This window comes from Haladaptatus pallidirubidus, from assembly GCF_020700235.1.
Lineage (GTDB): Archaea > Halobacteriota > Halobacteria > Halobacteriales > Haladaptataceae > Haladaptatus > Haladaptatus pallidirubidus.
Genome location: NZ_CP085307.1, coordinates 16,637 through 42,920 on the forward strand (window position 1 = coordinate 16,637; position 26,284 = coordinate 42,920).

Annotated in this window: 21 protein-coding genes and 1 pseudogene; 10 read left to right on the forward strand and 12 right to left on the reverse strand. The window is 53.6% G+C overall.

The window, feature by feature from the left end; genetic code table 11:
• Positions 1–103 precede the first annotated feature (103 nt).
• Positions 104–475, forward strand: coding sequence for an ArsR/SmtB family transcription factor (locus LIX15_RS29825; RefSeq protein ID WP_227779041.1), 372 nt, complete (start codon positions 104–106; stop codon positions 473–475).
• A complete protein-coding gene (locus LIX15_RS29830) occupies positions 472–810 on the forward strand; it encodes a DUF7521 family protein (protein ID WP_227779042.1) in 339 nt (112 codons plus the stop codon). Before LIX15_RS29825 ends, LIX15_RS29830 begins: the two co-directional genes overlap by 4 nt.
• 77 nt (positions 811–887) lie before the next feature.
• On the opposite strand, the gene LIX15_RS34095 is transcribed toward LIX15_RS29830, so the two are convergent.
• The 6 genes from LIX15_RS34095 to LIX15_RS29855 all read right to left on the reverse strand — a co-directional run bounded on the left by LIX15_RS34095 (position 888) and on the right by LIX15_RS29855 (position 7,681).
• Positions 888–1,073: a DUF7972 family membrane protein gene (locus tag LIX15_RS34095; RefSeq protein WP_486327146.1), complete on the reverse strand. Its 186-nt coding sequence runs from the start codon at positions 1,071–1,073 to the stop codon at positions 888–890.
• Between the two features lie 642 nt (positions 1,074–1,715).
• The gene (locus tag LIX15_RS29835; protein ID WP_227779043.1) at positions 1,716–2,729 is read right to left on the reverse strand and encodes an NAD-dependent epimerase/dehydratase family protein; all 1,014 of its coding nucleotides are present in this window, start codon (positions 2,727–2,729) and stop codon (positions 1,716–1,718) included.
• Entirely contained in the window at positions 2,726–3,748 is a 1,023-nt protein-coding gene (locus LIX15_RS29840) for an NAD-dependent epimerase/dehydratase family protein (RefSeq protein WP_227779044.1), read from the reverse strand. The genes LIX15_RS29835 and LIX15_RS29840 overlap by 4 nt, the downstream gene beginning before the upstream one ends.
• Before the next feature lie 2 nt (positions 3,749–3,750).
• Positions 3,751–4,917 carry an NAD-dependent epimerase/dehydratase family protein gene (locus LIX15_RS29845; protein WP_227779045.1) on the reverse strand — a complete coding sequence of 389 codons (1,167 nt, stop codon included), beginning with the start codon at positions 4,915–4,917 and terminating at the stop codon, positions 3,751–3,753.
• A gap of 67 nt (positions 4,918–4,984) precedes the next feature.
• Positions 4,985–6,529, reverse strand: a complete 1,545-nt coding sequence (locus tag LIX15_RS29850; RefSeq protein ID WP_227779046.1) for an alkaline phosphatase family protein — start codon at positions 6,527–6,529, stop codon at positions 4,985–4,987.
• A gap of 144 nt (positions 6,530–6,673) precedes the next feature.
• Positions 6,674–7,681, reverse strand: coding sequence for a lysylphosphatidylglycerol synthase transmembrane domain-containing protein (locus tag LIX15_RS29855; protein ID WP_227779047.1), 1,008 nt, complete (start codon positions 7,679–7,681; stop codon positions 6,674–6,676).
• A 263-nt stretch (positions 7,682–7,944) separates the two neighbouring features.
• Here LIX15_RS29855 and LIX15_RS29860 point away from each other — a divergent pair, with 263 nt between their 5' ends.
• Entirely contained in the window at positions 7,945–9,111 is a 1,167-nt protein-coding gene (locus LIX15_RS29860) for a sulfatase-like hydrolase/transferase (protein WP_227779048.1), read from the forward strand.
• A gap of 49 nt (positions 9,112–9,160) precedes the next feature.
• Here the strand turns inward: LIX15_RS29860 and LIX15_RS29865 are convergent, their stop codons facing one another.
• The gene (locus LIX15_RS29865; protein WP_227779049.1) at positions 9,161–9,982 is read right to left on the reverse strand and encodes a polysaccharide deacetylase family protein; all 822 of its coding nucleotides are present in this window, start codon (positions 9,980–9,982) and stop codon (positions 9,161–9,163) included.
• 155 nt (positions 9,983–10,137) lie between these two features.
• Between LIX15_RS29865 and LIX15_RS29870 the strand changes: the two genes are divergently transcribed.
• From LIX15_RS29870 to LIX15_RS29890, 5 genes are all read left to right on the forward strand, one after another.
• Positions 10,138–10,479, forward strand: coding sequence for a type II toxin-antitoxin system HicB family antitoxin (locus LIX15_RS29870; protein WP_425556844.1), 342 nt, complete (start codon positions 10,138–10,140; stop codon positions 10,477–10,479).
• A 4-nt stretch (positions 10,480–10,483) separates the two neighbouring features.
• A complete protein-coding gene (locus tag LIX15_RS29875) occupies positions 10,484–11,548 on the forward strand; it encodes a DUF2304 family protein (RefSeq protein WP_227779051.1) in 1,065 nt (354 codons plus the stop codon).
• A gap of 79 nt (positions 11,549–11,627) precedes the next feature.
• The gene (locus tag LIX15_RS29880) at positions 11,628–13,496 is read left to right on the forward strand and encodes an ArnT family glycosyltransferase (RefSeq protein WP_227779052.1); all 1,869 of its coding nucleotides are present in this window, start codon (positions 11,628–11,630) and stop codon (positions 13,494–13,496) included.
• 693 nt (positions 13,497–14,189) lie between these two features.
• Positions 14,190–15,599, forward strand: a complete 1,410-nt coding sequence (locus tag LIX15_RS29885; RefSeq protein WP_227779053.1) for a glycosyltransferase family 39 protein — start codon at positions 14,190–14,192, stop codon at positions 15,597–15,599.
• Positions 15,600–16,274: 675 nt separating this feature from the next.
• Positions 16,275–17,342 (forward strand): glycoside hydrolase 5 family protein, encoded by a 1,068-nt coding sequence (locus LIX15_RS29890; RefSeq protein ID WP_227779054.1) that lies wholly within the window; start codon positions 16,275–16,277, stop codon positions 17,340–17,342.
• Between the two features lie 166 nt (positions 17,343–17,508).
• On the opposite strand, the gene LIX15_RS29895 is transcribed toward LIX15_RS29890, so the two are convergent.
• Positions 17,509–18,000 (reverse strand): NosD domain-containing protein, encoded by a 492-nt coding sequence (locus LIX15_RS29895; RefSeq protein ID WP_227779055.1) that lies wholly within the window; start codon positions 17,998–18,000, stop codon positions 17,509–17,511.
• A gap of 244 nt (positions 18,001–18,244) precedes the next feature.
• On the opposite strand from LIX15_RS29895, the gene LIX15_RS29900 reads away from it, so the two are divergent.
• Positions 18,245–19,444 (forward strand): glycoside hydrolase 5 family protein, encoded by a 1,200-nt coding sequence (locus LIX15_RS29900; protein ID WP_227779056.1) that lies wholly within the window; start codon positions 18,245–18,247, stop codon positions 19,442–19,444.
• 425 nt (positions 19,445–19,869) lie between these two features.
• On the opposite strand, the gene LIX15_RS29905 is transcribed toward LIX15_RS29900, so the two are convergent.
• Positions 19,870–20,913 (reverse strand): hypothetical protein, encoded by a 1,044-nt coding sequence (locus LIX15_RS29905; protein ID WP_227779057.1) that lies wholly within the window; start codon positions 20,911–20,913, stop codon positions 19,870–19,872.
• Between the two features lie 450 nt (positions 20,914–21,363).
• Between LIX15_RS29905 and LIX15_RS29910 the strand changes: the two are divergent.
• Positions 21,364–21,468: pseudogene (locus LIX15_RS29910) on the forward strand (site-specific integrase); the annotation flags it as partial.
• A 111-nt stretch (positions 21,469–21,579) separates the two neighbouring features.
• Here LIX15_RS29910 and LIX15_RS29915 read toward each other — a convergent pair.
• The 3 genes from LIX15_RS29915 to LIX15_RS29925 all read right to left on the reverse strand — a co-directional run bounded on the left by LIX15_RS29915 (position 21,580) and on the right by LIX15_RS29925 (position 25,899).
• A complete protein-coding gene (locus LIX15_RS29915) occupies positions 21,580–21,798 on the reverse strand; it encodes a hypothetical protein (RefSeq protein WP_227779058.1) in 219 nt (72 codons plus the stop codon).
• Between the two features lie 185 nt (positions 21,799–21,983).
• The gene (locus tag LIX15_RS29920) at positions 21,984–23,354 is read right to left on the reverse strand and encodes a hypothetical protein (RefSeq protein WP_227779059.1); all 1,371 of its coding nucleotides are present in this window, start codon (positions 23,352–23,354) and stop codon (positions 21,984–21,986) included.
• Between the two features lie 1,009 nt (positions 23,355–24,363).
• Positions 24,364–25,899, reverse strand: coding sequence for a choice-of-anchor D domain-containing protein (locus tag LIX15_RS29925; protein WP_227779060.1), 1,536 nt, complete (start codon positions 25,897–25,899; stop codon positions 24,364–24,366).
• Positions 25,900–26,284: the final 385 nt, after the last annotated feature.

Sequence of the window (26,284 nt, forward strand, 5' to 3'; positions counted from 1 at the left end):
GGTTATTTTGTGGTCCTTCTTAGCCACAAGCTACTTTATAGAAAAACAACAGTTTTTTGGAAAACCACTATTTATTTATATACTCCTTTATCTATGACCATTCGTGAGCAAAGAATGGGATCCCGAAAACATTTTTGATGTGCTTGGGAATGCACAAGCCCGTCAGATACTCGTTTTAGCTGATTTAAAGCCAATGTCGGCCCAAGAACTAGCTCACCATTGCGAAACATCATTGCCTACTGTTTACCGCCGAATAAATGAGTTAGTAAATTATGACCTTTTACAAAAACAAACTAAGACAGAAGATGGTGCCCATTACCAAGTGTTTAAGACAGATCTCAAGAAGGTTTGTTTTGAAATCGACGAAGGTGGCTTCACAATAGATGTACAACTTAAGAGACAAATGGTCGATAAATTTGAAGAATTTTGGCAGAATTTTCAAATGTCTGACGAAAAAAGGAGTGATTTGGAATGATTGAGCTACTGTCTCTTATCTTTGCACAAGGAGGTCGTCTGCCTGCCGAATTTTTTGGATTTATATTTGCAAATATTCTCACCCTTCTTTTTGGGAGTATCCTTACCCTCCTTAGTTATCGTGCATACCATCTTAGGAAAACTCAACCATTTAAATTTGCAACCATAGGTTTTGCTGTAATTACGTTTGGATCAATACTCGAAGCAATCTATGAGGTGGGAGTAAGACGTAGTTTTGATCTTTCAAGCCAAGAATTAATTGCTCTCCATTCTGTAGAAAGTTTGCTGTTAGCTCTTGGACTCGGTTTACTCTTCTACTCTATCTCCCGACAGTAAATAATCAATTCTATATAGTGAAAATATAAATTGGAATAGAAGTGGTTTTAAACAATTAATAATATAGAAAGGATAATTTAGTTCAGGTCGCTACTCCAATCAGTATCGGCGAAGCGTTCTTCGCGCACAGCAAATGGACTAAAGACCATCGTTCGATTAGTGATTGTCGCCAGGCATAGTGCATACGAGAATAGAATCGATATAGGTGTAAGCGTTAATGTCGTGAGTGCCGTGATGAAAAGGAGCGATGATATTTGACCTATCGGGACACAGAGTTTGCAACGTTGTGTTTGGTGAGTATTACACCCAACTAGTCGATGTACTCTTTCTTCTAAACAAGTTCTATTGTGATTAGACGATCACTCGCTACTTTCGGTAAAAAAGTTGCAATAGAAAATTAGCTTGGCACGAAAGATGTGTCTCGCTCCAGGGATTCTTTATTGACGAGAATACGTCTCGGATTATTGACAATAATTGGGGAAATCTGGTATGATACTCCTGACGGCTCAGTGCTATTCCTAAAGAGATAATGGCTGACAATATCTTTGAAGTCTATTAGGGGAAGGTTTTCAGATTTTGAAACTGGATACCATTACAATCCTAAGTATGTAATCGAATATCTGTTAAGGTCTCTCTGTGTGCTATCTGGCCAGGCAATCATGTAAATATTGTTATGATATAGTTGGTGGAACTGTATTTTCAAATTTTGAAAAACGAATCATCACGTTCATAGGTCAATATCATAAACAATTTTACATTCGGGTCAATTTGCTGCTGGTGTTAGAATTAGTATATAAATCTATTAATGGTCTAATTAATGTTTAGTTTAACTAAATAATACTATAGCACATTATATTTACTGTGGTCACATGATCGCCATACCCGCGTCGCGCCCGACCTGCGACCTACACGCACTTGTCCTGCAGGAGCGAACGGACGCTTTCGGCGACGGATCGCTCGGGACGCCAGCCAAGCTCACGGCGAGTGCGAGCCGTGTTGACGTCGAAGGTTTCGACGAGCGTCTCGTCGGGTCGCGGGTTCTCGACGAGCGACATCTCGACGTCCCAGCCAGTCTCTTCGGCGGCGATCGACTGGACGAGTTCCGCGATCTCTAAGACGCTCATGTCCTCGTCACCGGCGATCTCGTACACCTCGGCACCCGTCTTCTCGCGGTCGAGGTCGTCGAGCAACCGTTCTGCGCTCTTTACGTACGCCTGGGCCACGTCGTCGACGTGGATGTAGTTCCGCGACTGCGTCCCCGGCTCGTACACGGTCAACTCTTGACCTTTGGCCACTCGATTGACAAAGAAGTTGATGACGGTTCCCTTGGAGACAGTTCGCCCGTCAACCTCGTGTTCGCCATAGAGATTCGACTTCAGGTAGCAGTGGGCTGGGAAGGCACCGTCGGCCATGTCGGCGACAGTGTGTTCGCCGATGAGCTTCGTTCGACCATACCAGTTCAGTGGGTCGCGCGGGTGATCGACCGTGATTGGAAACTCCGTGGGATCGCCGAGGACGGCCATACTGAACGGGAAGACGAGCGCGGCGCCGGTCTTCCGACAGAACCAGGCGACGTTGTTCGTCCCGCCGACGTTCACCTCGTAGGCAAGGTTCTGACGCTCCTCGCAGTCCTGGACGCCGGTGATCGCCGCGAGATGGAGGACGACGTCCGCGCCGTCGAGAAACGACTCTAGCCGGCCGCGATCGCGCAGATCCACGTGTTCGATCTCGACGCCCCCAGCCCGCCGGACGTCGCCAAGCCAGAAGTTATCCATCGCGGTCACCGTCCAGTCGGGGTGGGCTGCCGCGAGGTGGTACAGGACGCGGCTCCCGATGTATCCCGCAGCGCCGGTAACTGCAATCGTCGGCGTCTTTTCGCCAGCAGTTCTCTCACCCGTCGGCGCATCGTCGTCAATCATTCGCCACCACCGCCGCTGAACTGCCCCGAACCCAGTCCGTCGGCTCCGAATCCTGCCGTCGTCGGCGACGACTCGGCGGTGCGTTCCTGGAATCGCCGCGCGAGATCGACGATCCCACTTCGGACTGACTGCTTTGGTTCGAAACCGGTCTCGCCGAGGCGGTCGAAGTTCACGTGATATGAGGGTCCTGGCTGTTTCTCCCCGAGGTAGGTGACGTCGACCGACTGATCGAGCTCCTCCCGAACGATCTCGGCGATTTCGGCGATGCGGTAGTTCTCCTCGTTACTTCCGACGTTGTATACCGTCTTGGGCCACCGCTCGGGGTGTCGAGCGGCACAGCTGTACGCCCGCGCAGCGTCGCGCACGTGGATGAAGGGCCGCCAGTTACTCCCGTCGCCGTAGACAGTGAGCGGCCGGTTTGTGAGCGCCCGGAAAACGAAGTGGTTGACGACGAGGTTAAACCGGACACCTGGAGCGTACCCGTAGTTGGTGCTCATTCGGAGCACGGTACCGTCGAACCCGTAGGTCTCGGTCGCCTCCGCGAGGAGCCGTTCGGCCCGAAGCTTCGATTCCGCGTACGGGTTCAGCGGTTCGGCGTCCGTCTCCTCGTCCAGATGTCTGCTCATTGTCCGACCGTAGTTGTTGCAGGAGGATGCGAAGACGACCGTCTCGACGTCGAGTTTCCCGGAGGCGGTGAGAACGTTCTCCGTGCCGCCGTAATTGACCGCGAACGTCTCCTCGCGGCGGTTGTGCGTATTGTCAGCGCCAGTTATCGCCGCCAGGTGGATCACTGCGTCAACGCCGCGCATCGCGCTCTCGACCGACCCATACTTGCGGACATCGCCGCGCTGGAACGAGAGCGCGGCGTCCCCACCGAGACCGGTTCTGACGAGGTTACGTGGCGACCCCCCTTCGAGGGAGTCGAACACCGTCACTTGTTCGACCACCTCCGCAGAGAGCAGTTGTGGGACGAGAACGCTACCAATGTATCCGCAGCCACCGGTCACTAAAACGTGCATGGTCAGTCGTCGGCGAGAACGCCCGGCAGGAAGCGATCTTCGTGAGTTTCGATTGTGTCCTCGTGGCGGGTGAGCGTCTCGAAGATGTCGCGGACACCCTCCTCGAACGACTGCGCCTGCTCACCGATGAGGGATGTGTACCGGTCGTTTTCTATCTCCATCTCGTGGGTTTCGTCCTCCTCGCGGGGGTTCTCGAAGTGTTCGACCTCAACGTCGTAGCCATACTCGCGGCCGACCTCGGCGATCGTGTCGGCGATTTCGACGATGGAGATGGCCCGCGTTACCTGGTTGTATACCGTGAGACCCTCCTCGTCATTCGCGTCGGTCGCCAGCTGCACAAGTCCCTCGACGGCATCTTCGAGGCTAACGAAGGGTTTACGCTGTTCCCCTTTTCCATAGACCGTGACGGGGTAGCCCGCGACTGCCTGTGCGCAGAAGCGGTGGGTGACGGTTCCGAAGTAGTAGTCAAAGTCAAACCGCGTCTTCAGGCGGTCGCTGGCCCGCGTCTCCTCAGTCTCGGTGCCGTAGACGATCGCCGTCCGGACGTCGCTGATCGGGATGTCAAACTGCTGGTGGGCGAGTCGCATGTTCGCTGCGTCGTGGCTTTTCGTCAAGTGGTACCACGACCCGGCCATCGCCGGGAACGGCACATCGTCTTCCTGTCCCCGGTGGCGCATCTTCGCGCCGCCCTCCGGAATCGGGAAGTCCGGCGCGCCGTAGACGCCGGTGGTTGTCGTCTCTACAAAGTGCGTGTCGGTGAGATCCGCCTCCTCGAGGCCCCACAACAGATTGCGGGTCGCCTGGAGGTTGTTGTCTTGGGTGTAGTTTGCGCGGTCACCGTCGATCTGGGAGTACGGAGCGGAGGGTTGCGCCGCGGTATGAATCACCGTCGAAGGCTCGTGCACCTGGAGGAGCCGGTCGACGAACGCCTTGTCCGTGAGGTCGCCTTCGACGAACGAGAGGTTTCCAAGGTCGTGGACGTCCCGGGCGGCTGCCAGCCGCTCGTCAGCGTCGGCGATCGGCACGGCGGACGTCGAACCGATCTCCTCGACCCACCCTCGGCGGGCGAAGTTGTCGACAAGCACGACGCGAGTCTCGCCGCGGGCAGCGATGCGGAGACTGGTCGGCCAACCGAGATAGCCATCGGCACCGGTGACAAGAACTGTCATAATGCGTTGGGTACACCCCCCTATTACTAATAACCGTTCATTAACGAGGGTGGTAATGAGAGTTCGTTTACTCCATGTACCCGAGCCGTTTGAGCCGGTCGGAGACCTCACCAGCCGCATGCCGACCGTCGGCTGCGTCGACGGCGATCGGTTCTCGGTGCTCCCACGACGGCTCGTCAGAGAGTATCGGGAGAACCTCGCCGCGCATGTCTGTCGGGACGTCACAACCAGCGCTTACCAACAGCGTGGGCGCGAGGTCGAGGATGCTGATCCGGTCGATCTCCCCCTGTGCGTCGAACGAGGGGCCACTGGCGAGGAAGATGCCACTCCGCGTGTTCTCCGCTGCCCAGCGATCCGGTTCAGTCCGAATTCGACCGCCGCCAATGCCGTCGTTGACGTGGACGCCGGGGCGCTGATCCACGACGACCTCAGGGCCCTCGGTGATGTAGGGACCGGTGTAGACGTCCTCACCGCGGTAGACCCCCGCGAACAGACGCCCCTCGTCGTCCGCGGCCACTCGGAGGTCGGCTATCAGTGCCTGGCGCACCGACTCGACGTTGAAAACGGGATTGAGGTAGATCGGCCCCTGCGAGCTTGCGACGGCTTTCGTCCGGTCGAGGTTGATTGCCTCCAGCTTCCGCCCGCGCTTGAGCCCCGCCTGCTGGGGCACCAGTTGCTGGAGTCGCTCTGGAACCGTCTTCGCAAGCAGGTCGACGGCACCGGCGCGCTTTGCAAGTCGCAGCGCGTTTTCCCGGGTGAGGCCGAACGGGCGGAGGTAGTCTTCGAGGGTCTGCTCCCGCGTCTGGTAGCCGTTTTCGGCCAGCCATTCGTTGATGTAGAACTCCGTCGTCGTCGACGCACTCCCATGGTCGGACATCAATACGAGATCCGTGTCCTCCAGATCCGTGAGCCGGCCGAGCCACTCGTCAATCCTCCGCCAGCCGCGTCGCGTCGGTTCATCGTCCCAGAAGAAGTGGTGGAGGACGTTGATGTAGAACAGCGTCAGGTGCAGAAAGTCGAGGTCGCGCTCCTCGAACAGTGAGAGGGCGGCCTCGAAGCGGGCATCGAACAGGTCGAGGATTGCCTCGACCTCCGCGCCGCGCTCGTCGTTCGACGAGAGCAGCGGATCTGGGTGGACGCGGTAGTTGAATCGTTCTTCGAGCTCGTCGGCGAGCGCCGCCGGCGCTGTGTAGCCGGAGTTGATCGAGCGGTACTCGCCCTCGACCGCATCCGGGCCGCCACTCACGACGAATCCGTCGATCTCGCGTGGAGGGTACATCGTCGGCATGTTGACGACACCGGCGGTTCGACCCTTGTCATTGAGATAGTCCCAAATCTCGGCAGTGTGGAAGTCGCCGCCGTTTGTGACCTTGATCCGGCCCTCGGCCAAATCGACGTGCTCGAACCAGAAAACGCCGAAGCCGCCCGGATCTTTCCCCGACGAGTAACACTTCCAATTCGGAAATGTTACCGGCGGCAGACAACTCTGACTCTCCGCCCACGTCCCGTCCTCACGAAGCGCCGCTAGATTGGGCAGTTCTCCCGCCTCGATCCAGGGATCAAGCAGTCGCCAGCTGGCACCATCGAGACCAAGGACGAACGTTCGCGTCATACTCTCTGTTGCTCGGCCAGGCCAAATAGATCCTTCTACCTTGGTCGATCCATCACCTCGGCCGATCTTTTATCCTCATAGAGCCCTTATCTTGGTTGATTCTTTCACTTCCGACGGATCCGAACAGCCTCCGCCCGCGACGGCTCACTCCTGATCCGAGAGAACCGACGAGACATCCAGGCGCATCGCCGGAACCCACCCAGCGAACGCCGGGAGGTAAACACCGAGGAACCGGTCGATGAGGATCGTCGGCGCAGCGACAGCCGCGGGGACGCCGAGTGCGGCCAACACGAGCGTCGCCGACGCCTCCGCTACGCCGACGCCGCCCGGCGTCAGTGGGAGCAGCGTGACGGTGTAAGCCGTGATGAGCGCGACAGGGAGCAACACCGGCGACGAGAATCCTACGCCCGCCGCGTCGAGCAGCAACCACGTCCTGACGCCCGGGACGACCATCATCGCGAACGTCCACCCGCTGGCGTAGAGCGCGATCGTAGAGTAGTCGGTGGCCAGTCGCTCGAAGGTGTCGGCGGCGTCCGCGCCAAAGTTCGGGAGCGCCCCGAAGAACCGGTCGGCAAACGAACCGACGAGCGGGATGCGCTCGACGCCGACCCGGTTACGAGCCGTGACGGCTACCCGGCCGGCCCCCTCTAGCCGGATCCCCATCAGCAGAATTGACGGACCAACGACGAGGTAGAGTGCTGCGGACACGCTGACGGCGATGAGCAGACCCTTTGAGAAGGAGGAAGCGAAAAGCGCCAGTCCGAACAGCGCCACCGCGCCATTGAGGACCGCGTACAGCGCCGTGTGGAAGCCGGCGACCGGCACGAGTTCGCTCCAGTCGTACCTGGTGTACTGGCGCAGGACGACCGGCGCAAGCGATCGTCCGGAGACGCGAGAGGGGATCACCTGATTGACGAAGCTAACCGTCAGCGTCGCCCGCGCCGCCGTCGAGAACGGCGTCCGACGGAGCGCGTTGAGCAGGACGTGCCACATGGCGAATCGGGAGAGCACCTCCAGAACCGTCAGCACGAGGATGACCGTGACGGCGATGCGGTTCATCCCACCGATTGTCTCGACGACGCGCCCCCACGCAGCCTGCTGGATAATCCACGCCAGCGCGGCGACGCCCAGTCCGTAGCGGATGAGCTTCAACAGTTGACGGTAACGGTTGGAACTCATGATTGTGAGAGCTTTCGCCCGCGTACCGACGGAGACGGGGCGGGAACCACCACTTGAAGAGACGGGAGCGAGACTTCCATGTCGTCGTAGGTCACGTACGCAGGCGTCGGTACTTGTTTACTTCGTTGTTTCCTATCTACTTTGTTGTCTCCTGTATCGGTGACGATCGGTATCGGTATTGGCGTCGGTCGAACCGCAACGCCTATTCGTCCGTCAGAAGACCTACGAGATGAGTGATGAAGGACATCGTGCTCGTCACGGCGGACTCCGTCCGCCACGACCACTTCGACTCAATGGAGTTCCTCTCGTCGTTCGACTCCCGAGTGGGCATCACCCCTGCCCACTACACCCGCCCGAGCCTCGCGGGGCTGCTCTCGTCGAGTCTCGTCTCGGCCCTCCAGTCGAGAGTAGAGGAACGGTCTCTCGCCGAGGTGTTGGCGGCAGAAGGCTACACTTGTATTGGGTTGACGCCGACGCCGCAGGCGGACGCAGCATTTGGTTTTGACGCCGGCTTCGATGAGTACGAGACGTTCACCGAGGGCGGCGGGGAGAACCCCTTCAAGAACCGGCGGAGTCGCGTCCGGGAGTATTTCGGTGGGTTCGTCCCCGTCCGCCGGCTCTACCGTCGGCTCGTCCCGATGGAGGCGGTACTCTCCTCGATCCCGTCCGACGAGGAACTCATCGACGTGGCGATCGAGCGCTTCAACGATACGAGCGGGCCACGGTTCCTCTGGATCCACTTAATGGAGAGCCACCGACCGTACGGCGTCGGCGACGAGGCCATCCCGAAGGCGCTTGACCGGAAGGCCGGTGCCGCCGGGGATGGCAGACTCTTCTCGACGCCGGCCCCTTCCGACGAGGAAATCGAGATGATCGATCGAACCTACCGGGACGCGCTCTCCCGGGTAGACAGACAGATCGAGCGCCTGCTCTCGGATCTCGACGGCGACCCAGCGTTCGTCTTCACCGCGGATCACGGCGACGAATTCGGCGAGGAGGGCTATTTCTACCACCAGGGGTTCCGCCGTCGCGTCGTCGATCCAATCGTCGAGGTGCCGCTCGTGTTCTCCGGATTCGATGCCGTCGAGAACGCCGAGGGCGACCGTGACCGGGTGAGCCTGCTTGACGTGGCGCCCACGCTGGCTGAGAGCGTTGGGGTCGAACCGCCGGTAGGGTGGCATGGAACTTCCATCTCAGAGGGCGGTTCAGAGACGATGATCACGGTCGCCCCGTGGCACGAGAAGGCAACGGTCGGCATCAGGAGTGACCTCGGAACGTTGATCGCTCGGGACGCGGACGTCACGCTCGACAGCGGCGGGCGGCGGGCGGAGGCCGAACGGGCCGAGACGTCTGAAGAGATAGAACGGCGGCTCCGCGAACTCGGCTACGTCGACGCCGGGTGAGTCGATCCTGCTCCCGAGACAAATAATCAATTTACTATGACAATCGATTTTAATACCCTTCGACGACCGATCTGGCGGTGACGAACTCGAATTCCTCGTCAAGTATCGCCGCTAACGCACGCCACATCCACTCCCCGGAGCGCCAGTAGATCCGGCGTGGGACGCCCGCTATTGTCGGCAGTTCGCAGAACTCCCACGGGTGAACGTAGAGGACGGGCGCGATCCCCCAGCGAGCCAGGAGGCGCATACCAAGGATCACGTACCCAACGCCGAAAAAGCGGAGCCACGTCCCTGTCAGGGGGAGTCCTATCCCCGGCATGACCGCGACCGGGAGTTCGGCGACGCTCGACGGCGCGTCCGCGACGAGCTGGTCGGCACCGCAAGGGCGACGCGTCGACCACTCGCCGCCGTACCAGCCGGGGATCTTCCGGCATGGGACGACGCTCGAGTCGTACTCGTACCCCGCGTCGGCAAGCAGGTCGAAGTGATCCGGCGGGACGTCAAACGACGGGGCGCGGAACCCCGTCACCGGCGTTCCTGTCGTCCGTTCGAGCGTCTCACGCGAGCTTCGAAGCTCCGCGCTGCGTTCTTCGGGAGAGATCTTCGAGAGGTGAACGTGGCTGCGGGTATGTGAGGCAATCTCGTGGCCGGCGTCGGCCGCCCGGGCTACGAGCTTCGGACGACGCTCCGCGACGTCAGAGACGACGAAGAACGTCGCCTCTGCGTCGGCGTTATCGAGCGTGTCAAGGAGGCCGTCCATGGCCCACGGTCCGATGTCGGGGTCGGCTGTCGTCCCGCGGGCGTTCCGGTAGGCCGGCGTGTGCGAGAAGTACTCAAAGTCGACGGAGATGACGGCACGGGGAGGGCTCATGGCTATACGGAGCGAAGGGCTCGGCTGACGAAAGGATTCCTGCTCACTTACGTCTTCGCCTTCGGTCGCCCGAGAATGCATAAATCGGACAAGCAGTCAGGCATTAGGACAGAGCATCATCTCGATTTCCCGAATTCGACCCGTCTTCTCAACGGATCTGTACCGGTGTCGCCACGCTAGCCGAGGCACTCGCGTTGCACGAAGGCAACGGCGAGCCGATCGAGGAGGAAGATGCCTTCCTGCGCGAACTCGGTATTGACCCTGACGAAGCGGACGAACAGATGCCGCCGGGGCTTGATGAACAGTGCGTCTCACACCGCGATGATCGTCCTCCTCAGATTGTCTCCACGGCAGTAGCTGGTGATTGCAACAAGAAGGCGAAGACGCAACGCAACTGTGACCGATCGCTCGTTGTCACCGGCACCCGCAACCCCTGGCAGTATCGCCGGAAAGCCGTAACACATAACTACTGTTCTCGCGCATCAACCGTTAACTGAAGCCGTGGTGCTCTCTTCAACGATCCTGCAGTCGACCGGTCTCGACAGTCCGACGCTCACTGCTGTGTTAGTGATCGTTGCGCTCGCCACCTTCCTGTGGGGGTTCGAGCGCTACCGGACGAGCTTCTCGCGGGCCGAGTTCGGCGTCGCGATCCTACTTTCGCTGGGTGTGCTCACCCTCGCCCTGTTTCCGGACATGTTCGCCCGCATCGGGTCGCTCCTGAACATCCAGCGCCGACCGCTGACGATCGCACTGGTTGTGAACGTGGCGCTACTCGCCCTAGTGCTCTACCTATTCGCGCGAACCCGGTCGAACCAGTTGCAGGTGGCCGATCTCGCGCGCGGTCTCACCATCGATCAAGCGACGATCGACGTCGACGACGATGAGCGGCGGATCTTCGTCGTGATCCCCGCGTACAACGAGGCCGGGAGCATCCGGGGCGTGGTCAGTTCGCTCCCGGAGTCGATCCGCAGCTGCGCGGTTGAACCGCTCGTCGTCTCCGACGGGTCGACCGACGACACATACGATCGGATCGACTCAACCGACGCGACCGTCGTCGAACACCCAATTAACCAGGGACAGGGCGGCGCGCTCAAGACAGGGTTCGAGATCGCCCGACAGAATGGCGCGGACGTGGTCGTGACGATGGACGCCGATGGGCAACACCCGGTCAACCAGCTCGAAGATCTCGTCGCGCCGATTCTCGAGAACCGAGCGGACTACGTCGTCGGATCCCGGTACATAGGCACCGACCGCTCGGGCAACGGTATCGCCCGCCAGTCGGGGATCAAAGTGTTCACAGCGCTGATCAACGCGATCGCGAAGATGGAGATCACCGACTGCACGAACGGGTTTCGGGCCATCCGCGGTCCGATGCTCGACGAGCTGCGCCTCACCGAAATGCGGTTCAGCGCGCCCGAGCTGCTCATCGAAGCCCGCAAGAACGGCCTCCGCATAGAAGAGATCCCTGTCACCATCGCCCGTCGTGAGACCGGTGAGACGAAGAAGCCGAAGCTGGGGTATGCGGTCGGCCTCGTTCGAACGATCCTCGTCACCTGGATCCGATAACGAGTTTGACCGGATCCTCTTGACGGCCGTTCGGCGAGCAACTCGCCACGCTTTTATTGCCCTCTCCCAAGGCATCTGCATGCAGCGAGCTATCGCTGGCATCCTGAATCGGATAAAACAACAGATCCGTGACGATCTCGATGCCGACCCGTACCTTGCATATATCCTCCTCTTCGCGTTCGTCCTCGCCGGATTCTGGATTTGGCACCACGTCCCGAACTTCGCGACCCGCGACGAGCGCTGGCGCGTTGTCGATCCGCTGGAGGTGCTGGTATTCTTCCTTGAGGATCCCGGCGTCGAATCCCTCCGAGAGGGGCTCGAGCACTGGCGGCCCTACGGAGCGACGTTATATCTCTACGGGATCGCGCTTATCCCCGTGATCGCGTTCGCGTTTCTCACCGGTCAGCTCGACGCGTTCATGGGTATTCTCAGAGGGACGGAGGTCGATCTCTGGGCACACTGGAACCGGACGCCTGCGTGGGTGTGGATCGCGATTGTTCTTTCGTCGCGATTAGTCAATGTGCTGCTAGCGGTCGGCTGCGTCTACGTGATGTACCGAATCGGAACGACGATGCGCGACCGCGCGACGGGGCGACTAGCGTCGATTCTGCTGTCGCTGACGTGGGGATTCCTTGTCTCGGCGCACGAGGCCGGTGAGGACATCCCGGCGCTTTTCTTCCTACTTCTGGTCGTCTACTTTGCCCTCCGTTACTCCGAGACCGGCGAGGAGTCGTTGTTCTACGCGGGCTGCGTCTGCGGCGGGATCGCGATCGCGTTCAAGCTCACCGCGGGAGTCAGCGTCGCTCTACTCGGGCTCGCTTACCTCCTGTACGCGCGGAACCCCAAGACGACGCCGCGGGAGGCACTTGTGCGGCCGCGGCTTCTCGTGCTCGGCGCGATCCTTGGCGCGACAACGATCATCGTCGGTTTTCCGAGCACGTTCGCCGGTGGGTTCGAGGTGATTACGGATCGGGTAAACAGAGGAACGACGAACAAGGGACAGCCGTTCGGCTGGCTGGTCGCCCCGAGTTGGTGGTGGATCCTGCGTGGATACCTCCACGGCCTTGGGCTGCCGCTCTTCCTCGGGGCGCTTGGCGGCGTTGCGGCGAGCCTTTCGCTTCTCCGTGAACGGTCGACGGCTTCAAACGGGGTACTGCTGGCGCTCGCGGGGACAGCGACGTACCTCACCGTCTTTAGTCGTTGGGCGTACATCCGTGCTCACCACCTCCTCCCGACGTTCGCGCTTCTCATCCTCGTCCTCGCGGTGGTTCTGACGCGTTTCTACGACAGTAATCGGTCGCTCGCGCGGCCGCTCATTGTGGTTCTCTTGGTGACGAGCGGCGCGTACGCCGGCGTGGGCGACCTCGGGTACGCAACCCAGCCCCGAGACCAGGCGACGTCGTGGCTGTCGTCGAACGCCGCGGAGAACTCGACCATCGAGACATACACGATGGATCCGCAGGACGCTGCAGTTCCTCACGGAATGGACGTCTACCAGCCGAGCAATCGAGAGATGACGATTGAAGGAGAGACGCGAACCCCCAGCGTTAGGAAGTGGACGCGCGCCATGCCCCAACGGTGTCCGACGTATATCCAGCTTAACTATTTGGTCGGAGTACTATACCTCGCGCCCGACAGCCACAGCGAACGGGCGAAGCTATTATCCAATCCGCAGATGGAGAGCTACTACCGATACCTGTTGGCCGAAGACAAGTATCCCTACGAGGTCGCTGCCACGTTCGGTCCTCGCCCGCGGTTCTTCGATACGGACGAGCCCAGTCCCCTGTGGTGGGATCTGCTCCGAACCGGACTCTTCCCACGAACCATCCAGTACGGAGACGCGCAGGACTTCGGTGTGGATCAGTATACGATGATCCTGGAGCGGACCGGACCATGTAACATGTCCACACGGTCGCCGTTCGCGTCCGGAGATCGCGAGCGTAACTAATCGACGATGCTTACTTTTACCGTACTTCTGGCCGGTTTAAGGCTGGTAGCGAGAGAGTTCAGCCGGTGTCCGCGAACCGAAAGGGAGACCACTGCGAGCGCGATGATACGTGCCTGCCAACGGCAGTACAACGGCACGATGCCAGGGTATCATATATTTCATCCTCATTTAATTTATGACGAGTTCTATTAAATAATTGGTCATAGAATTAGACTTCTCAGTAGTTGGTTCTGATGGTCAATTTTGCACCAGAATCCCTAGGTGACGCGTAATACTCCTGTGAAATGCACTATCATTAGTATAGACGATCGCCAGATTTAAGATCAGTAGAACATTTTAAATATTATACAGTGACAAACGACACAACAAGTTTCTTTTTCAGTACTCATAGATCAGCAGATGAATACCCTGAGAATCCATGCTATGGATGTCAGATAGTCAATCCTTATATCGCTGATTCTGAGTCACCAACTAGTAACCTATGCACCGATGGCGGGAGATAAACCATTCACTGACCGAACATCTAGCGATCGTGATCTATCTTATGTCAATCAATTTCGGTCGCTGCTCGCCACGACTCGTAGTACTGATAAAGTCTGGTTGCTTATCGCAGTGATTGTTGCGGTTAGTATCATCAGTATATATCACCAAACTCATTCGTATCCTGCATATGGGGCCGGTCTCTATCTCTCTATGGCCGAAGACCTTCTTGCTAACGGCTATCGTCCGCCAAAGATGATTGCTGGCTACACCGCAGATGGTGTCCCATTCATCTATCCTCCACTCGGATTTTATAGCATCGCAGCACTGCTTGATATCGGATTAGAGCCATTACTTCTCACTCGTGTCCTCCCAAGTATAATTTCGGTCGCTGTTGTGATTCCATTTTATTTTATAGCGCGTAATGTACTCGGGACACCACTCCGAGCTGGCATCACTGCCATTCTTTTTGCAGTTACGCCAACGATATTGCAATGGCATATCTCTGCTGGCGGCATCGTTCGTGCGCCGGCATTTCTCTTTACAATAAGTGGACTCTATAGTGGATTGCGGGTTTTCCAGTATCATCACCGCCGGTGGATTGCGTCAACGGCGATCTTATTTGGACTTACACTTCTAACCCACCCAACATACAGTATATTCTTCGGCGCAAGCTGCGTGTTGCTCTATTTACGCTACGATCGCTCCATACGTGGACTCGCAATGGGCGTTATGGTTGCTATTGGTGGTTTCCTATTGGCCTCACCATGGATACTGTACATTGTCTCAACCACTGGCATAGAGGGCTTTACAGCGGCAGCAAGCACCCATGGTGGGATCGTCCAAACAACGTCACTGTTAGGTCTCTTATCCATATTAGGACAGCCGATAGCTGCTGGTCGAACCATGTCACTATGGTACCTTCTCGTCCTCCTTGGTTCAGGCTATCTAATTGCACAGAGGCGGTTTTTCCTTCCGGTTTGGTTTCTCCTCTCAATTTTGCTTTTACAAGAGAAGCGGTTTGCATTTGTCCCTGGTATTATTGCAATTGGCGCGTTGACGACTGCATCTCGATATCTCCAGTCCAATCAGGAACGCCAGAATGGTACGCAATGGCTATCACAAGCGATGGCTGTTGGCTTGATTGTGATGTTGTTCGCGATGGGTGGGTTATATGTGGCAGGTTCACCTCTTCATGGTGGTACTTCGCAGCCATCGTTCATTGACAATGAAGACATGGCAGCAATGGATTGGGTGAAGAAAGAGACGGCGACAGATGCCGAGTTCATCGTGATGGGAGACGCCGCTGAATGGTTCCCATACTTCGCTGATCGAACAATTCTGGTTAGTCCGTGGGGTGTTGAGTGGGACTCATCGAAAAAATATAAACACCAGCTTCGGGAATATCGTCAGGTTTCTCGATGCCATATCGAGATGTGTCTCTCCAGACAGTTCCATCAAAATAATATCCGTCCCGACTATGTTTATGTTCCGAAGGGCACGTATACAGTCCGAGGCTTTCAGACACAGCAACGGCCACAAATGAGACGTTCGCTCATCCGTTCGGAGGAATACCAGCTGGCCTATGAAAATCAAGATGTGATAATATTCAAGAAAAATTAGAGACCAATATGGAACTTCCAAGAATAATTTAAATATCCATATTGTAGCCACTGGCGTCAGTTTATATTCGACTTAAGCGTTAAAAGAGCGATTGAAGGCTTAGCTATTCATGATCTGTGAGATATTCCTTAATTTGGTTCGTTCAACAGCCGAGTGGCAAGAGCTTACTCGTGGCTGCCTGCACCAACAAGTCCCGATAGAATTCGGTATCAACGTCAGTTGGAGTTTGACTGCTAACGCCACACGATCGTGTATCATCATCAACGACAAAACACGAGACATCCTAACTTGACGAATGTGTCAACCCGAAATTTGCTGCCCGCTCAAGCGCCGCCACACTCCACGTGGCTTGGATATTTCCCTCCTGCTTCTTCGTGACACGATTCGTAATCACCAAGTCACTTGGATCAACCGCTCTGGGCTCCAGTCAATTGATCCACGACCGAAGTTCCTCACAAACATCAAAGCGACGCCAGAATGAATTGTACATGAACAAAAAATATTCATAGGTTTTGAATATACTCCACAAGGTATTCGTTGGGAATCTCTAACTTGGGCAACACGGACTGCCCATACGTTTACAAAACCCACAGTCATTATCTAAAAGTACTATCAATGTCTGTTACACGGCGGCAATTCATTCGGACAGGAAGTACAGTAGGACTTAGCGTCTCTATGGGCTCTAATGCGATAGGTACTACATTGACTTCCGAGGATAGAACGCCTGTTGATATCAGAGGTGCTCTGTATCTTCCAAGTCGTGATTTCAACTTCTATCAAATGTGGGCCAATTACTTACCAGAGATAATCGAACGAGATCTTGGATATGCATCTCGGCTTGGTTTGAATGCGATTCGAACATGGGTGAGTTACGAATTCTGGCTTGAAAACCCAACAAAGCATCGAAAAGCGATCGAGCATTTTCTCACGGCCGCATCGAAGAGAGGTATCAATGTATTGCTCAGTTTATTCGAGAATGTCGGTACAAAACCAACCCATGAAAACTTAACAAACACGGATCCGCAAACTGCGACACCGGTTCGTTCACCCTCGTTAAAGGTTATTCAAAACCCGAAGCGATGGACGAAACCACACGAGTTTGTGCAATGGTTTATGAATTTGCATCGAAACGATGAACGCCTATTAGCGATCGAAGTAATGAACGAACCTGGCTGGCGCAATGACGTAAAGAAGTTTGCAAAGGACATGTTTCAAACGCTTCTCCACAACCGCGGAACGATCCCACTGACAGTTGGTGCTACAAGTTTGATCAACAGTGTTGATTATCTTGATTGGGGAAGTGACATTTTACAATTCCACTATAATTATCCATCAAACAAGCAAATATTCCGTGATCTACTACAGGATTACCGAGAGCTATCTTCAAACATAGAACAACCGATTTGGTTAACCGAGTGGCAAAAAATTGCGTCATTTGGATGGGGGAACACAAATAAAAAAGTGGACGACTGGTACCCAAATTATGCTTCTCTTGCACCACTATTGCGAAAATATAGCGTTGATAATTTCTTTTGGTCGCTTATGCTACAACCTGCGTACACCCAACCAATGCGTCGAAAAGGAGTTTTAAACGGGATCTTTCACGAAGATGGTGCTGTCTGGAGTTTAGAGGATGCAAAAGCGATTAAGGCAATGGGCGGGAGTAATGCGTTCTCCGGCCGTGAACGGAAAGAATGGCCAACATGGGCTCGTTCAATCAAACATCCACAAAGTAAAATATAAAATGAGAAGCTAGGTTATCGTCAAGACAAGTGACCGCAAAACGGTTCAAGAACCACTGTTCGGATACTTGCTCTGAAGCCCTCTAGAGAGTCTAGCATAGTGAGTACACACACACACATATATATGTATATATATCAAATTTATCCTAATTATGTTGAATTAGTTATTAAATTGTATCTACTTGATTGCCCGAAAATTCGTTTCCCCATAACTGAATGTGAATACTACTCCCGCTAACTCGTTTTCCAACAAGATTGTCTTTTAAGATAGAATTTCTAGTTATCACGAGTTGGGAATTCTCGAGAGAGATTCCGTACACATTTGATGACGCAGTTACGTTCTGTATTTCTCCAAGTTCGTCATGACGAAACACGATTCCCTCATGCCAATTGGTTATAACAGCATTTGTGATTTGTATATTTTTGCTATTTTCTGGCGTATTCACATCTATCGCGACAGTATGGCTATTTCCACGGCCATCAATGGTATGGCCATTCCCATCGAAAACGACGTTCCCTGATTGAATTTCGATACAGCTTTGAGAAATCGGTGTTCCTCCGCCGTTTGTAATATTCTTTGTCAGTTCGTATCTCCCAGGTTCGTCAATTGTAGTACAAGAATTAATATTTTGTTTCTTTAAACTGTTTGATGGCATCATTATAGCTGGGATACTAACACAAGCAGACAAGAGCACTACAACTATTAATAAGAGGAACGTCCGTTTCAAATTCATCTATATGAAAATACCAACGTGATCATCACAGTTGAAGATTGTTGGCACTTGTTTGCGTTCTGAACATCTATTGTTGATAAATACCATGGCTCTTCGTGGTAGTTACGATAAGCGGCAAGACGTTGTTTATTAGATTTTAAGTGAGAGAGGTAGAGAGGTATTCTTACTAATGGATTCAGGGAGAACCCGTCGGGAATTCCTTGCTGCGAGCACAGGCGGAATTACACTCGGATTAGGGAGGTACCACAACACTCAGGATACGTCACCCAAACAGCGAAAAAAGGAACCTAAGCAAGCAAACAATCAAGGTAGTACAAAGAAACCGGTTGATGTTCGTGGGGCGATCTACATTCCCACACGGGCATTCAATCGGTACCAGATGTGGCGGGATTACGACCCGGCCGAGATCGAACGCGATTTCGGATATGCAGCACGTCTCAATTTGAACGCAATTCGCACGTGGCTGAGCTATGAATATTGGCTTCAGAATCCAGATGCACATGCAAAACATCTCGAACACCTACTTGACACCGCCGATAAGTACGGTATGCAAGTCCTCCTTGGGCTCTTCGATAGTGTTGGGCGCGCACCGACGTTCGAGAATTTACTCAACGATGATATTCTTGCTGCTGTTCAAACTCACTCACCGTCCGGTAGAACAATGGTCGAGAAACCGCTCTGGAAGACGCCACGAGTGTTCATTCGGTGGTTTATGCAACAGTATCGGGATGATGATCGACTGCTTGCAATCGAACTCACGAATGAGCCAGGGTGGGATCAAAGAAATGTTCAATTTATGCGGGAGATGGCGGAGATATTAGCGTGGTATCGTGGAGAACGGCCGCTCACCGTTGGTTCGACAAGCCTCGCAAATAACGCTGAATATTTGGACTGGGGTATGGATATTTTACAGTTTCATTATAACTTTGCACGAACGCCGAAGCTGTATCGTCACGTCCTTCAGCAGGCAAACTACGTTCAAACCAAACTCGATATGCCCGTGTGGCTATCTGAATGGCAGCGCCTTCGACCAGGAGAAAAGTTCGCTGCTGATGTGAATGAAAATGCAGCGGTCCCCGACTATTCCTCTTTAGCTCCAATAATTCACAAGGCTGGAATCGGGAATTTCTTTTGGTCACTGATGCTCAAACCAGCCTACACACTTGCGGTGCGAGAAAATGGTGTCATCAACGGTCTCTTTCACGAGGATGGTGCGGTATGGAGTCTAGATGATGCACGAGCGATAAAAGCAATGTCAGGCGATCCCTCGTTCGAGGGTCGTGAGCGAAAGGAATACCCCGATTGGACGAGTGATATCAAAAGTTCGAACACACCAGATCCGGGCACAGAACAACCAACTAGGGACTGATATCCTTAAAATAAGATGCTTTGTTAAAGCCCGCTAAGAAATTGAAACCAAAACAAATTTAGAATAATTAAAATTATATTATTAATTAACTTATAGACAGGAATGGGAGAAAATATTATAGTGAGAACCTAAAAATGGTATGATTGCTGACGGATGCGCATTCTATCGATAAGTTGAGTCTCATCGAAGGAGACAAAATCCAAATTTCAAACCCTCGTCTGAGGGCTTGTACTGTGTGTGAACTGATATCTGAGTCGTCGAAAATCTGGATTAGTTCCGCTCGAATCCATTGGATTTTCGTGGCACATCGTGGTGAGCGAAGCGAACCCCGTGCCACGAAAAGGAAGCGTTCGGCGGGTTCGAAATAGACTAGACACGTGCAACGTATTGAGCATGTCCGAGCATGGTTCGAATCCGCCAGAAGCTCACTCTGTTGCGACCTTGAAAAACTCCTGATAGCCGATAGATGCGAGCAGGGCGAGGAACGGGAGCGGATAGAGCCAGTACGCGCGATACGCACGCACGAACAGCGGCAGTGTCATCGAGAGTGCGAGGAGCGCAGTCGTCAGTATGGGTGCATTCGTCGAAAGGGCAGGACGTTCAGCATCTCGTGCGGATAATGTCAACTGGACGACGATCACTGCGGGGACGATAAGACCGAGATGTTTGAGGGCTTCGCGGTAGAGTGCATCCATCCACTGACTCGTGTCGCCGATGAGCGACGGGACGACCGGATTCGTCGTGTACTTCTCCGCCGCCCCGAACGACCAGTAAATCGCGCCGTGGAACGAGGCCTGCCCCCACACTGCGTAAACGAACGCGAACGTGACGGCGACGACACCGATTCCGGCGAGACTGAACGACGCCAACCATTTGACGCCCGTCTCGCGGTCGAGTTCACGAAGTCGGTCGTAAGCGAGTGCTGGAATGGCGAACACTGCGTGTTGGGAAAAGAGTCCCGCTACCGCGATGCTCGTGCCGCACGCTATCGGGTTGTTAACCGAGAGTGAGAGCAGAATCCCCGCGATTGCGAACGAGCGAACGTTCACCATGGTTCCACCGGCTGCGGGGACGCTCGTCAGGAACAACAGTCCCGCCACTAAGCCGACGCGGGAGGCATCGTGTTGTGCGCAGATTCGCCAGAGGAGGATTGCGATAACCGCATTCGCAAGTCCCACGAGAACGAAAAACACGAGCAGATACTGGCCGGTCGCGGCGACAGCGATGTTGAGCAGTTCGAACAATGGCGGCTTGTTGTCTACCGCTGGCCGGACGTAGATCGGTTTCCCGGCAATCACCGCCTCCGCGAGCGGACGCCAGCAACACCGCACGTCGACGTGTGGTTGTTGTGCGCCCGACTGGATCCGTGCGTATTGATTCATCGTTTCGAGAACGCCGAGGAGGAGGAATGCCGGAATGATGAACGTGGAGGATTCAAGCGTTTTGCGTTTTAAGGAAAGTATGTGCATAAGAGTGAGAACAGGATGTATCAGTTCGAGATATCCGTATTGGACGTGTCGATGACTGTACTGCCGTCAATATCTTTTGTACAATTGACTGGACAAATACTTTCTTGTATTGATTCAATAAATGATTGTGTAGAATATCGAAATACAGCAACCCTAATCACTTTGCACTGCAATGAGAATGATACTATTATTAATATTTATTAAATAAAATTAATGCCAAGAAATACAATTTGTCTGTAACACCACGGCATCGAGTCCAGTGACAGCTGCTGCTACAAACCAGGGATTGTTCTGAATATTGTATTTCCGATAGGTGCTCTGTATTTTGGATTCTTCCTGTTTGATCTTCTTAATTGAGGCACCACTATTATTCAGAAGAAATATTTCGGAATTTCCGTCCAGAATCAGAAGTTATGTTAATACTATTCTCCGCTCACTAGTCTTCTTGGAATGATGTCAATTGGTGGCTGGTCGAGCTATGACGCGATTGAACCGTATCTGGCCGCACCCACGGAAGCGAATATCATCGAGTCGATGAGCGCCGTTAAGCTGTAAACGGCAAATCAAGGGCCGAGGATCACTACTCCTGAATTCTGTAAGCGGAAGTGGATTGCCCCCGGGACCACCGAATCGATCTGTGTGATGTTCGTAGTGTGAACTGCACACTCAAAACCGAATTTCGGTTCCAAATATCGCGAGAACAGTGTAAGCGAAGTAGAGGCCAAAGCCGAGAATAATAGTCTGCTCGATAAGACCCTGCAAGGTCGTGACTCCGCCTAGATGGATGACCAGCATATCAAAGAGAACGACGATAAATGCGATGCCGAACGTGAAAATCGCCCGTCGAAGGCTGAATAACAATCCTGAGCGGTTCTCAGTAGTCATATTTCGATAGATGGCTGATATCATTAAGTTCTTTTTCAATATTGAACAAACTCCGTCTCCTCCTGTGACCGATACGTGCTCTGTATTCACTAATGGGAATTCTGCTGGCCGAGCAAATCACCGCTGGTACTATATTTGCTCGGATGGCGTTGACGACCGGCTCTACAAAATGAGAAAAATGATAGCTAGCTAGCAGGACAACCAGGGCCCCCTACAGTAATTCGTTGGATAGGTGCACCTAGATCATCAGCAGAGAGAGTGATGCATTCCCCGCACAGGAGGTTGAAACTACCGAGACATCCTCCCGGTCCAGTCATTGTACTACGTACGGATAGTTCTAGACTGCAATCAAGATCCTCTCCTGCACAAATCGTTACTTGCTCTTGGTCCCCTTCAACAGTGATGTACTGAGCGGATTGCTCAACAACCCATTCTCCTTCGATAAATACTGCATTCGGGAAAACATCAGTGCACGGCGGGCAACTCGGGGTATCGTCTGAGCCACATTTCACAGTAAAACTATAGATATATTCCTGTGGAGAGGATACTGTGAAACAGATTTCATCATTTTCATCCGGTGACACAGGCCCTAACTCCGCAGTCATCTCTCCTGTCCCTGATCCAGATCTAGGGATAAATGATTCAACGCGCCCCTGGAGGCAGTATTCTGTCTCCAGGCAGATAGATTGAGGTCCAGTTTGGAATCCACAAGCATTGTCCGGTTCTTTCGTGATATTGGTGATGATATCGTCCCATTCCTCACTGCCAGTCACTCGTTCGAACGAACATTCTGAATCAGATTGTTTGATCAAATTGTATTGAGCTTGGCCAACATCAGGACATTCTAGACACTCACCATTTGGTGATTCAGGACAATACACTCGGAACCAACAGATCTCAGTACAGCCATCACCGATCGTTACACAGTACTGGTCTGTCTCCTCATCCTTCTCAGCCTCAACCGTTGTCTCTTCTGTCTCGAGTTCGTAATCTACTACGAATGGGAAATCCGCGCAGATCGTCACATGCGTTTCATCACCGTCAACAGAAAGACCATCCGGCTCACCGGAGACTGCCACCCATGTTCCGTCTTTGAACTTGTATTTGACGTCAATGTCGGGACATGGATATCGCTCCTCACATGGTGCGTCTTCTACTTCAACCTCATCGAACTGGGATATACGAACATCATCTCCTGCTTCATAGAATAGCGTCACGGACGTTGGAGTTCGGTTACCAGGCAGGCTAACCTGCACAACACCATTTTCGTCTACAGTTGCTTCTTCTTCTTGCTCACTACCGTCTTCAAACTCGACCGTCACGAGCACTGTCGCCCCAGTTGGAATTGGATCGTTGTTTCCGCTAATAACCCGGGTAAAAAGCGTTACTTGTTCGCATGTAACTCTGAGTCGCTCACCACTGGAATCACCATTTTGGGCGTGGGATGTCGTGACGACGCCCCCGAGTCCAGTGATGGCTGCACCACTCGCTGCAATTCCTTTGAGGTAGTTTCGCCGATTAATACGATTCTTATTATCGTTGCTTTCTCTCTTCATACAAAGAAATCATAGCAAAACTACTCTATTGTTATGTGGTACCTGACGATATCAATCGGTGTTTGTATGCCACGAAACGATTGATTGTAGATTATTTTGAGCTTTGGATCGCAAGCAAACCACTCAATCAATCATCAATCTTCCCATTAGAGAAGTCACGGCATCGGAGAAAACCCCTACCCCCCCCACCGCTCGACTACCACCTCAAGGCCGTGTTTATGGTTGTAGTCTACCATGGGTATGGTTTTCTCTCGTTACACCTGCACAGTTTTCCAACAAATATCTAGTGAATAGAAGCATCTCAGTTCGTTCTTTAACATGGTACTATTCGGCATTTTTGATCTTCTTTCGAAAACTTCCATTCAATAAATAGTATGCTGCGTATACTTATTACTAAAGGCAAGATAGAATATATATGCCCGATTCAGTCAAATACAAGGGTAGGCTTCCGAATGACACGAGTGAATGCGATAAAATGTATGTTCATAAATATCGGTTCAAATATGATATCAATGGTGAGGCATCACTCAAACAATGTCTAATTGATATTGTCCTATTCGTCGCGGAGTATTCACGAGACGAAGCAACAGCAGCAGTAAATGAGCATTTTCACTTCTATACCCCTGATCACTATTCTTTGTTTGAGCAACTTGGAAAGTCGAAACTGAAGTTTAGGATCGAGAATTTAAACATCACGGTGACTAACGATGGAGAAATCCTTGTTCAAACGGATAAGACACTATGAGAGGACACCAACAATGAGATAGTCGACTAAGCCGGACATACAACTCAGTACCAAGCTGCATAACTGCTATTATAATACCTAATGATTTCGAGAACAATAATCTGTAAAAACCTGTGGCAATGCACTCGGACAGCGGCACGGACTGACTTGAAAAGCTCCCATTATTTGTGTTGGTTACCCCGAGAGTAATCTCCAGAACCTGCCCGAAATGAGAACAGGAACCTTTGTCTCCGATACGTTCCGCGAAAATGCAGGTCGCCGTGACTAGGTGTTTGGATTATTACCGGGGCCACCGTTTTCAGGACAATAGACCCGGAACCAGCAAATCGTCGAGCAGCCATCACCGATCGCTGCGCAGTACTCACCTGTATCCTCGTCGAGTTCGGCCACGGCGGTCAAGTCCTCAGATTCAAGCGTGTAGTCCACCGTGAAGGGATACATCGCACGGATGGTTGCTTGCGTTTCGTCGCCTTCGACCGAGAGTCCCTGCGAATCACCCGAGGTAGCGACCCACGCACCGTCCTGGAAGTCGAAGGAAACATCGAGTCCCTCGGGACACACGAGTGGTCGGAGCGCGCTTTCGATTTCTTCGGCATGAGCAATTATCTCTTCGAGCAATCGAACGAGCTCTTCTCTCGGGTCTTGTTCCTGCTGGGCGGCGACTTCAGAGATACTGAAGAAGCGGTTGGACATGCTCGGAATCGACCCCGTCGGCAGCAGACCGACAGATTGACTGGCTGTTCCTATGAATCCCTCTATGAACTCGATCGTCTGATTGAGTAGATTGGATACCTGCTCTGCCTGTTGAGCGACATTTCTTATGATTTCGAGTCTCTCGCCTGTCAATGGCGAGTCGTCCCCGGTGAGAGCATCGAGAATTTCGAGCATCTGCTCGACTAACGGCTGCGCCTGAACGAGCAAGTCTCGGATCTCAGCATACTCTCCATCTTGAGTAGCCAGTTCAAGCGCTTCAAGGATAATCTGTAGAACTTCCTCATTGAGGTCGAACACCTCTGCAATAAGGTCTCCTCCCGACCCAATTGCAAGCCCCTGTGCACCGAGCAACGCGCAGTAGGGGAAGCCACTCGGGAGCGACTGGGCTTCGACGACGAGGTTGGCCGATTTCAGACCGGGAGATGTCGGTACGAAGTTTATATCGAACTCGAACGTACCGCCGGGCTGAACGACCTGGCCGACCGGGACGTTGCTGATCTCGAACGCGTCCGGCGTCTGGCCCGCTTTTTGTGCCCCAGTGATTTCGATCGCCTCGGGATAGCTGGCGGGATACGTCGGAGTAACTGATATCGTCGACTGACTGCCGACCGGCTGCTCAAGGAAGTTAGCCACATCGTCCGGAGACGCGTTCGCGAGAGTGACGCCAACTCCCACCAGGGTAGCCTCACTCACACGGGTGCCGTCAACACTTCCGAAGATAGTCGCCTGTTTCGCCCCAGCCGAAGTAGGGGTAAACAGAATCATGACATTTTGCGTCGCTCCCGGTGGAATCGTCGTTCCAGTGAGGATAGTGAACTCGTCCGCGTCGGGCCCCTCGATCGCGTTTGTTTGTGATTGTTCTTGGTTCTGATTTGTCACACTAATGGTGACTGCTTCCGAGCAGCTGTCGACGACAGTCTGACCAAAATTAAACTGTTGTTGAGCTTGGCCGGCCGCTTGGGAAGCCGTGGCACTCAACCCAGCGGCCATTATCCCCAGTCCTTGGAGGACGGACCGTCGTGGGAGCGTTTCTGTAAGCGATTCTGCTTTGGGAGAAGTGTCGTCTTCGTATTCACTGCGTTGCATCTTCGACATACATGGATAAGATATACGTTACCAATATTTGTTATACAGAGATTGAACATCTAAATCACTTCTTACTCTCATATATAACTAGACAAGAACACGGATTTAGTTGCTTCAAGATTAAACGGAACTGACTGGTTGTTTAGATTTACACTCTGTGCTCTGCAGGAAGTTGCGCTTCCACCGCCTAATCTCATAAGCGAAGTAGACCACCCCGGTATACCCAATCAAAATTATGTGGGTCGGACGTGGTGGGTGAGTGTTCATCCGAGAGGAGTGGGACACTCCGAACCACTCGTCAAGGGAAGTCGCCTGCGGAGTTTGGAATCGTCTACAGAACCGATGGTTCTGATGGGCTGCACAAGAGCGTCACTCTTGTGGATGC

Coding starts and splice junctions, on each gene's coding strand:
- LIX15_RS29830 (WP_227779042.1), top strand. CDS start 472: ATGATTGAGCTACTGTCTCTTATCTTTGCACAAGGAGGTCGTCTGCCT.
- LIX15_RS29835 (WP_227779043.1), bottom strand. CDS start 2,729: ATGATTGACGACGATGCGCCGACGGGTGAGAGAACTGCTGGCGAAAAG.
- LIX15_RS29840 (WP_227779044.1), bottom strand. CDS start 3,748: ATGCACGTTTTAGTGACCGGTGGCTGCGGATACATTGGTAGCGTTCTC.
- LIX15_RS29845 (WP_227779045.1), bottom strand. CDS start 4,917: ATGACAGTTCTTGTCACCGGTGCCGATGGCTATCTCGGTTGGCCGACC.
- LIX15_RS29850 (WP_227779046.1), bottom strand. CDS start 6,529: ATGACGCGAACGTTCGTCCTTGGTCTCGATGGTGCCAGCTGGCGACTG.
- LIX15_RS29860 (WP_227779048.1), top strand. CDS start 7,945: ATGAAGGACATCGTGCTCGTCACGGCGGACTCCGTCCGCCACGACCAC.
- LIX15_RS29865 (WP_227779049.1), bottom strand. CDS start 9,982: ATGAGCCCTCCCCGTGCCGTCATCTCCGTCGACTTTGAGTACTTCTCG.
- LIX15_RS29880 (WP_227779052.1), top strand. CDS start 11,628: ATGCAGCGAGCTATCGCTGGCATCCTGAATCGGATAAAACAACAGATC.
- LIX15_RS29885 (WP_227779053.1), top strand. CDS start 14,190: ATGGCCGAAGACCTTCTTGCTAACGGCTATCGTCCGCCAAAGATGATT.
- LIX15_RS29890 (WP_227779054.1), top strand. CDS start 16,275: ATGGGCTCTAATGCGATAGGTACTACATTGACTTCCGAGGATAGAACG.
- LIX15_RS29895 (WP_227779055.1), bottom strand. CDS start 18,000: ATGATGCCATCAAACAGTTTAAAGAAACAAAATATTAATTCTTGTACT.
- LIX15_RS29900 (WP_227779056.1), top strand. CDS start 18,245: ATGGATTCAGGGAGAACCCGTCGGGAATTCCTTGCTGCGAGCACAGGC.
- LIX15_RS29905 (WP_227779057.1), bottom strand. CDS start 20,913: ATGCACATACTTTCCTTAAAACGCAAAACGCTTGAATCCTCCACGTTC.
- LIX15_RS29915 (WP_227779058.1), bottom strand. CDS start 21,798: ATGACTACTGAGAACCGCTCAGGATTGTTATTCAGCCTTCGACGGGCG.
- LIX15_RS29920 (WP_227779059.1), bottom strand. CDS start 23,354: ATGAAGAGAGAAAGCAACGATAATAAGAATCGTATTAATCGGCGAAAC.
- LIX15_RS29925 (WP_227779060.1), bottom strand. CDS start 25,899: ATGCAACGCAGTGAATACGAAGACGACACTTCTCCCAAAGCAGAATCG.